The 8,523-nt window shown below is 29.2% G+C and carries 9 protein-coding genes; 1 reads left to right on the top strand and 8 read right to left on the bottom strand.

The window, feature by feature from the left end; all coding sequences use genetic code 11:
- Positions 1-255: 255 nt before the first annotated feature.
- From KZH69_RS20045 to KZH69_RS20025, 5 genes are all read right to left on the bottom strand, one after another.
- Complete coding sequence (locus KZH69_RS20045) at positions 256-762, bottom strand: GNAT family N-acetyltransferase (protein WP_219319246.1); 507 nt, start codon at positions 760-762, stop codon at positions 256-258.
- Between the two features lie 41 nt (positions 763-803).
- Positions 804-1,397: a hypothetical protein gene (locus tag KZH69_RS20040; protein ID WP_219319245.1), complete on the bottom strand. Its 594-nt coding sequence runs from the start codon at positions 1,395-1,397 to the stop codon at positions 804-806.
- A gap of 18 nt (positions 1,398-1,415) precedes the next feature.
- Complete coding sequence (locus KZH69_RS20035; RefSeq protein ID WP_219319244.1) at positions 1,416-1,829, bottom strand: hypothetical protein; 414 nt, start codon at positions 1,827-1,829, stop codon at positions 1,416-1,418.
- Between the two features lie 259 nt (positions 1,830-2,088).
- Positions 2,089-3,036 carry a hypothetical protein gene (locus tag KZH69_RS20030; protein WP_219319243.1) on the bottom strand — a complete coding sequence of 316 codons (948 nt, stop codon included), beginning with the start codon at positions 3,034-3,036 and terminating at the stop codon, positions 2,089-2,091.
- Between the two features lie 87 nt (positions 3,037-3,123).
- Entirely contained in the window at positions 3,124-3,603 is a 480-nt protein-coding gene (locus KZH69_RS20025) for a hypothetical protein (protein ID WP_219319242.1), read from the bottom strand.
- Between the two features lie 302 nt (positions 3,604-3,905).
- On the opposite strand from KZH69_RS20025, the gene KZH69_RS20020 reads away from it, so the two are divergent.
- Positions 3,906-4,112 (top strand): hypothetical protein, encoded by a 207-nt coding sequence (locus KZH69_RS20020; RefSeq protein ID WP_219319241.1) that lies wholly within the window; start codon positions 3,906-3,908, stop codon positions 4,110-4,112.
- Positions 4,113-4,262: 150 nt separating this feature from the next.
- Here KZH69_RS20020 and KZH69_RS20015 read toward each other — a convergent pair whose 3' ends face one another.
- The 3 genes from KZH69_RS20015 to KZH69_RS20005 all read right to left on the bottom strand — a co-directional run bounded on the left by KZH69_RS20015 (position 4,263) and on the right by KZH69_RS20005 (position 7,718).
- Positions 4,263-5,402, bottom strand: a complete 1,140-nt coding sequence (locus KZH69_RS20015) for a transglutaminase domain-containing protein (protein WP_219319240.1) — start codon at positions 5,400-5,402, stop codon at positions 4,263-4,265.
- Between the two features lie 199 nt (positions 5,403-5,601).
- A complete protein-coding gene (locus KZH69_RS20010) occupies positions 5,602-6,531 on the bottom strand; it encodes a DUF2268 domain-containing putative Zn-dependent protease (protein WP_219319239.1) in 930 nt (309 codons plus the stop codon).
- A 947-nt stretch (positions 6,532-7,478) separates the two neighbouring features.
- A complete protein-coding gene (locus KZH69_RS20005; protein WP_219319238.1) occupies positions 7,479-7,718 on the bottom strand; it encodes a hypothetical protein in 240 nt (79 codons plus the stop codon).
- Between the last annotated feature and the right edge of the window lie 805 nt (positions 7,719-8,523).

Raw genomic sequence — 8,523 nt, 5'->3', positions numbered from 1 at the left:
AGGTAAATCAATAAAATTTTTCGTTTGCGAAATGCTTTTAGTGGAAATAAAAATTATGAATAATAATGCGATTTTTTTCATTTTCTGTTTTTTGTTCGTTCGGTGAATATGCCTGCTAACGTTCTGGTACTACAGCGGGTTTGGGACTAAATTAAGCCCATTCTTCGGATTTGCCAAATCATCCCAAATACAAAACCATTTTTCCATTAAGCCAATTGCCCAAATCCGTTGTAGTAGCTGTTGGTGGCTGGGCTTTTATTTATTCGGTAATTCTCCTTTTTTAAATTTCAAGAATAAACCAAGATTTCCATTATGTTTTTGACTTAGCCAAGGTTTTCCATATTGCTTAAATCCAAATTTCTTAAGCACATATTTCATTGGGTTTTCGGAATATAATTCTGTTGATGCCAAAATGTTTTCATTTGTCATTTCTTTGAGTAATAGTCTTGTAATAGTTGATGATATTCCATAGTTTTTATATTCATCGTTGACATAAAAATAGCCTAATTCCCAAGTGAAATTTTCTTCAAGTTTTGGCAAATCTGCTTTAGTTGATGAAAAATCAGACTTAGTTTTTGGTTTGAGTGCGCCAATTCCAATTAATTTATTATCAACGAAGCAGACAACAATTTTAAAACAAGATTTAATTTTTGTTATGTTTGGAGCAACTATTTTACCTTGTTTGACTAAGAGATTTTTAAATCCTTCGGCAATTTCATCTGTAATTTTATTAGAGTCAATTAATTTATAATGAAGTTCCAATTTAATATGTTTTGAGATTTAATAAACTAATTTTATGATTTTCAGGAAATTATTTTGACTTTTTCATTATCAGAGTATAATTCAATATTCTCAGTCATTAGTGATAGTATTTGCGTACCATATTCATATTTATGCAATTCATTTACATTGTTAATTATCCCTAATATTCTTTTTGAATAATCAACAAAATTACTGTAAAGTTTATTTTGTAAAGCAAGTATACATCCTTCTAATAAACGTTGTATTTGTTCTTCATTACCTTTTTCAATAACCGAATTAGTTCTCGTATCATTTTTATCTGTCAAAATAAAATGTATTGCATATCCGTCTGGTTCTATACTTGCCATTGAAAAGGCAGAAACACAATTATATTCACTTTTGATATTTTCTAATGGAATATCGTTTGGACGTATTACTCTAAATAATGTGCCATCTTGAAATTGTCCGTGAAATGTTGTGGTGTGAAAATCTACTTCTTTTTGAAGCAATGAAGAATTTAAGATTAATTTTTCCTCATTATAAATTTTCAATGAATTATTATTTATATCTACTAATGAATTTTCAATGTTTAACACAAATTCACTATAATCATTATTCTTTAAAATATTTTTTTGAAATATACTTGCTCTTAACATATTGTAATTTTAGATTATTTATTTTAATATTTCTTCTTCAAAGAATATACTGATGAGTAAAATTGGTGATAAAATAGATTCAATGTAGTTTTTTCGTTGTTCACTATTTCTATGTTCTAATTCTCGGACATATTTACTTTCGTAATAATTGTAAACGTTTAAAATCCTTGATAATGAATTTTTGCATTCTATTTTGTTTGATAATGTGTTTTCGTTAATTTGATTTTTCAAATCAATATAGACATTAACGTTTTTTGTTAAATCTTCAATATCATCATAATCATCGTTGTCGAAATCTCTTTTAATTTCTCTTAATGTTGAATTTTCAAAATCTTCTAAAGTTTGTAGAATTGCATTTTTTTTTACATTTATTCCTTGTTGGTTTAAAATAGCGTTTAGCATACCCGCTACTTTTTTAACTTCTTCTTTCATAATATATATTCATTTTTAATTTCGTCTCTTCTGCGGTAGCCTTGCCACCAACGTTCCCGCGCTACACGCAGGCTGGGATTAAGAAAGCCTAAACTTTCGGTTAAAACTAATTTTTCAAATACAAAACCATCTTCAAATTTTGCCAAATGCCCAGCTTGCTTGTAGCGTGTGTTATGCGTTCGCCTTTATTTCTCAAGTTGTCTTATGGGTTATTAAGTCTATTAATCATTTATATCTATATTGTTTATAGAATTATAAATTAATTCATTATATTTTGTAGTGTTAATGTTTTGTTTAGTTTTTCTGTTTTATTGGAAAGATTAGCAGTAAGTTGCTTGTTTTCGTATTTAATAATTTCTAACACATATCTATTACCAGCTTTATCTTTTTCAGAATAGAATTTTCCATTAGTATTCATAGTGTAACTGACGTTTGTGCCATTGTTCATATTCATATTGATTGTTGAATTTATTTCTCCGTTTTTTGTAAATTTAAGTGAATGTGCTCTATCTAGTTCAAATACGGCATTTTTATCTTTTAGTAATTTATTTATTTCAGGATTAATATACTCTATTAAATCTTCAACTATTCTAAATTCATTATAATTAGAATTTAATTTATAGGAAATACGGTATTTGTTTGAATTTAGATATAAATCTGTTAATTCTTCTTGAAGTAAGTCTTTAGTCTTAACAACTATAACATCTTGTTCTAATTTAAAATTGATAATATTGTATTTATAATTATTGCCAAGATTTGCTTCATAAGGATGGTTTTTCATACCTTGACAAGTTATAAAACTTTTATTCGTTCCGAAAGTTATTCTAACTCTTCCATAGTCTTTAGTAAACAAGATGATATTGTCTGTTTGGTTATAAGGGTTTATAGCTGTTTTGTAATCATTGCTTTCAACTTCAACATCATAAATAGCTTTGGCAATAGTTTCGTAGCTTTCTCTAATACTATCTTGAGCTTTTTCTCCAGCTTTGTTAATCCATCTATCTCCTCCTTTTTGTCCATCTAAATATTTGTCTAACGTTGTTATGTTCTTTAGGTCTTTTTCCTTCTTTTCGAATAAGGTATCACTTGCATCTTTGTTAATCATTTGAAGGTAACTTTCATTAGCATCATAATTTCTACTTTCTTGGGCATTTGATTTAATAGCAATTAATGAAGTTAATACTATTATTAATGTTATCTTTCTCATGATATGCTTGTATTATGGTTTTTAAAATCTTGATTTTTGGTTTAATTGCAATTGATTTAGATAATCAGTTTTTGTAGGTTTATTAAGTTAAGAGATATTATAAGGGTGATGTTCTAAAATATGTGTTAAAAGAGAATCTATTTTTTCTTCATACCATTTTAATTGAATGTCAAAATTATTGTACTGTCGAGTTGTTTTTGCTAATGGTATTTCTAATGTAAAATCGATGTTTTGAGATAATTGATTTATTGTTTCGAAGAAATTTTTTCTAGGATAAAAGTCATCATCTCTCACAGATGAAATCAAAATATTGTAACCTTGTAGGATGTTTTCTTCAAAAAAGTCTTTAAAAGAATTAATAATATTTATGTTATCTGAGGCTGAATTAATTATGATTCTAAAGTCATTTTTATGGAGAATAATCTTAAAGTCTTTTGTCGGATTTGAAGGTAAATTAATATTGTTTTCAGGTTGAAAACCTTTGCTTTTAATTAAGGTTTCTGTTAATCTTCGTATGGAAGTTGTCTTTCCAACTCGCTCCATTCCTCCTATTAGTAAAATTTTCATATTTTATTTTTTATATCTGCTTTATCTTGTAGAAAAATGTATATTTTTTATTTTAAAAAAAATTAATTTATTGTTTAATTTCCTCGATTTTTTTTAAGGTGACGCATAACTTTTCGCAACTACACGATGTTGCGCACAAACACAAAACTATCTTTCGGTTAAACACAAAATTGAAAGGTGCAAAACAAAGTTTAAATTTAAGACTAATCTAGCAATAGCGTGTAATTGCTGTTATAAGTAGCTTTTTATGGAAATATTAATTTTATATACTATTTATGTTTTATATCAAATATGTGATTATTATGATAACATTTAAAATACCAGAAATAGGAATGAGAATAAAATGTATGTCAAATTCTCCAAGATTAGAAAGTCACGGATATGCTTTTTGTGGGACTTGGAAAAAAGAAAATGGAGAATATATTTTAATGTCTCAAAATTGGCAAAACAAAAAAACAGGAGAAGTAATTTCTAACGATAATTTTATATCGTTTGCATTTACGTGCTAAAGTTACTTATAACGTTCTGGTACTACAGCGGGTTTGGGACTAAAGTAAGCCCATTCTTCGGATTTGCCAAATCATCCCATATACAAAACCATCTTCCCATTAAGCCAATTGCCCAAATCCGTTGTAGTAGCTGTTGGCAGATCGTACTTATTATTTCGTTGGTTCTGTCCAAAATAAATTCGGATTGTTTGTTTTGTAATTTATAAATTTCACGCTTGTTTTAGTGTTGGTTTCTTCTTTTTTCTGTGGTGTTTGCTCAATTCCGTCTAATGGTAATAGTTCAATATAAGTTATTTCTTTTCCGATTTTCCAAGTTTCGGTATCATATTCACTTACCAAAGGCGTTTGTAATCTATATAAATTTTTTGCCATATAGGTTTCTAAATATTCTTCTTTGGTTTGTGAGTTTTTTCTATTCCAATTTGCTTCTGGATTTAAGATTAATGTTTTTCCATTTACCAATCTTTCTCGAACTTCGGAAAGTCCAAGCAATTCTCCTTTTTCATTCATTACATAAGCATCAAATGTTGGGTCAATCCAAACCCATTTTTTCAAGTCATTGCTGTAAACCATATTTATTACGTGACAATCATCAAATTCAGTTTCTTTGGGCATACAAGTTATATATCTTGATTTTATTCCAATTGACAAGTAGCATTCATTAAGAATAGTTGCCATCATTCTGCAATTAACTCCACGATTTTCGGTTTTACAAACTTTAATTAAATCAATTGCATTTTTTAATATTGGATTATTACTGCTCCCATCGTGTCGGATGATATTGTGTACCCAATGTAGTAAATTAAGTATTTTTGAAATTTCATTTCCTGTTCCTGCAATAGAATCTAATTTTAAATCTTTTCTGATTTTGATTAGATTAGGATTGTCTATAGATTGATATTCAAATTTTGGAATAAATCTATTGTCTGAATAATTATATTTTTCTGCGTTTTTTAGTTTGTCCAAATACGGCAGTTTATATTTGATTTGAGTATTCGCTTTTATTGAGTCATTTAGCAAAACTATAAAATTAAATTTGGTGTCTTTTTTTATTTTTATACTTATTGAATCTTTGTCTGTTATAAATGTAACTTTTTGACCTAATGAACTTGTTTCATAAACGTCTGGATTTAGTTCAGGTGAAATATTCCAACCTTGCTTTTTTAAATTTTTCCCATCTCGGATGTCAATTTTTTTTGAAGTTGATTTTATAACCGGAATGCTGTTTTGTGCATAAATAAATTGTCCAACAATTGAAATAAGTGCAATTAGTGAGATTTTAATTTTCATAGTTTTATTTAATTTTCTTTTTTCATTCTGTTCGGATAGTATGTCTGCCAACGTTCTCGCGCTACAAGCAGTTTGGGATTAAATTAAGCCCATTATTCGGATTTGCCAAATCTTCCAAATACAAAACCAATTTCAAATTAAGCCAAATCCCCAAATTGCTTGTAGCGTGTGTTATGCGGCGTTCTTTTTATCAGTTTTATTATTTGAAAAATTCATTATAACTTTCCTTTTTTGATTTTTGATACTTTTCAATATATGAATCTAAAAAACCGCTTTGGTTTAAAAATTGCATTGGGTCTTTTATGTTTAGTATTTCTTCAATTGCTTTTTGTTTGTCTTTTTGCTTGTTAAAATATGATTCTGTTATTTTATAACCAATCCAATATCCTAAATCATTTGGTCTGTCGTCTTTATTGGAAGTTCCATATAGCCAATCTTGATTATCTTTATTTTTTAATCTCGTTACAAATTCTTGACATAATTTATCCAAGTGTTGTTCACCATATTTATATGAAGAATTATTTATTGATTCTCCTGAAATGAGTTCTCCAATAAAATCTGCACCTCCTTCAAGCAGTGTCCATTTTAAAAGTATATCTTTTCCTTCAACATGTTGTTGATAATGAATAAGTTCGTGAGCGATAAGACCTGTAACTCCGTCAAGATTCTTTAGCATTTCAGTTCCAATAATAATTCCATCATCTGAAGAAGTTCCACCTGAATTAAATCTTCCATAAACAAAATATACAGGCGGGAATTTTGCTGTTGGATACCAATATTTTAAGGCACTGTAAATTGCCCTAACTCTTTTTTCTTTTCCTGAAATACCATCAAGCACATTTCTTGAAAGTTCGTAATCCGTTTTACGTTTTTTCACCACTACGAAAAGCGAATCTGCGTTAATAATTCTATTTTGTGTAAATCCTTTTACACCAGCAGAACCTTTTTCGATGTATTCATTAAAAGGATTTTCATTTAAATTATTAATTTTATCAAAAGCAACCCAAAAGTTTTTAGTATCTCTTGTTTCAAATACTGCATTTAATGGATTTTCAGAAAATTTTTTTTGCCCGAAAGTTAAGTTTAATCCAATCAGTAAAGCAATTAAAGCAAAATTTTTAAATTTCATAAATATTCAATTTTTAAGTATTTTTGGGTAGAATGACGCATAACGTCCCCGCGCTAAAAGCAGTTTGGGACTAAATTAAGCCCTATTTTCGGATTAGCCAAATCTTTCTGACACAAAACCAACTTCAAATTAAGCCAAATACCCAAATTGCTTGTAGCGTGTGTTAGCAGGCGTAGTGACACGCAATATGAGAACTTCTAATTATCGATTTTAATAATCCATTCCAATTGCGAATGAATTGACATTTTCAAAATCCGTTTTCTAAACACAAGAAAAGGGCTAAATCTTCGGCTACAGCATAAGTTGTTGAAATACGATATAAAATCGACGAAAAAAATCTACAAAGTTAAGCCACAAGAAACTCGATTTTTAAAATCCATTCAGAAACTCGACTTCAAAAATCCATTTCAATTGCGTTCAGTTTGTCAGCCGTTTAAACGCAAGATTAGTTTCTGTTTTATTGTTTTTTTAACGTAAATTTCTCTATTCCAAGGAACTATGACTGCTAACGTTCTGGCACTACAGCGGGTTTGGGACTAAATTAAGCCCTATTTTCGGATTTGCCAAATCATCCCAAATACAAAACCATCTTTCCATTAAGCCTAATGCCCAAATCCGTTGTAGTGGCTGTTAGCGGTTCGGTTGTTTCTAGCCGATATTCCTAATTATTAATCGATTCTCAGCCTTATGTTGGCAGATTTAAAACCCAATTCTTACCCAAATCTCGGCTAAATTTAATTCCCTTTTTTTCGTTTCAATTTCACAATCAAAACGATTGTTTCGCTTCAATTAGAAAACCAGAGAATTTAAGTTTCAGTTTTTCTTTTTCTGCTTAAAATCTCGAACATTTACATTCCAATTAGAAATTTCAATATTCACGTTTCTGCTTTTCACGTCTCAATTGTCAAACTTCAATATTTACATTCCTAATTTCAGCTTTTGTGTTTTTAAGATTTGTTAAGAACTTTAAACATTGGACCTTCTTTTTTTACCTTTTCAATAGATTCAATCCAATATTCCCAAAATGCTGAATCTGCAGGTTGGTCGGTTCCTTTCCAATATTCTCCACCGCTTAAAATATCTGTTAAATCATTTGAACCACTGTTTTCCCAATATGCTTTTAATAAATATAACATTGCTTCGTAACCTTCTTTTTGAGTGATGGTTTTATTCTGTTCGTCTAACATTATTTTTATTTTATAAAGTTGAATAAAGTTGTTGTATTCCCCCTCGTTTCTCGCAACTGACCGCTAACGTCCCCGCGCTACAAGCAGTTTGGGACTAAATTAAGCCCATTTTTCGGATTTGCCAAATCTTCCAAATACAAAACCAACTTCAAATTAAGCCAAATCCCCAAATTGCTTGTAGCGTGTGTTGGCGGTAGTTACTTTTTTACTTATTCAAAAAAAAGTCTAAATACCCAATTACATGGCGTATAATGTTGAACGAATTGAGTGAAATAGGCGTATACAGTAAGGGAAAGTAAAACCCACAAAAAAAAGATAAGGGATAAATATAATCTTGTAAACAGCTTATTGAGTTTTAATTTAATAGCACTTGCTATTAATAGAATAGTAGTAAATGTAGCTATCAAATAGTAATTTTCAACATAGCAAACATCACTTCTACAGTAGAGACTAGCAATAAATATCAACGGAATTACTATTAAAATTATTTTCTGTTTTTTCGCAGAGTTCATAGTTATTGTATTTTAAGTTTAAAAAGCAATTTTTTTATTAATGCCTCTTTAATGTTCTGAAAATAATTATTTACCATTTATGCTTTTCTGATATTCATCCATATTTTTACTTTATTCCATTAGCTGAAGGGTTCAATTTAAGAGTAAATATGTCGCAATTACCGCCAACGTCTTGGCACTACAGCGGGTTTGGGACTAAATTAAGTCCATTATTCGGATTTGCCAAATCATCCCAAATACAAAACCAACTTTCCATTAAGCCAATTGCCCAAATCCGTTGTAGTGGCTGTTGG

Source organism: Flavobacterium taihuense (assembly GCF_019351435.1).
Lineage (GTDB): Bacteria > Bacteroidota > Bacteroidia > Flavobacteriales > Flavobacteriaceae > Flavobacterium > Flavobacterium taihuense.
Note: the sequence above shows the minus strand (reverse complement) of the source record. Positions and strands in the feature narration are given on the sequence as shown.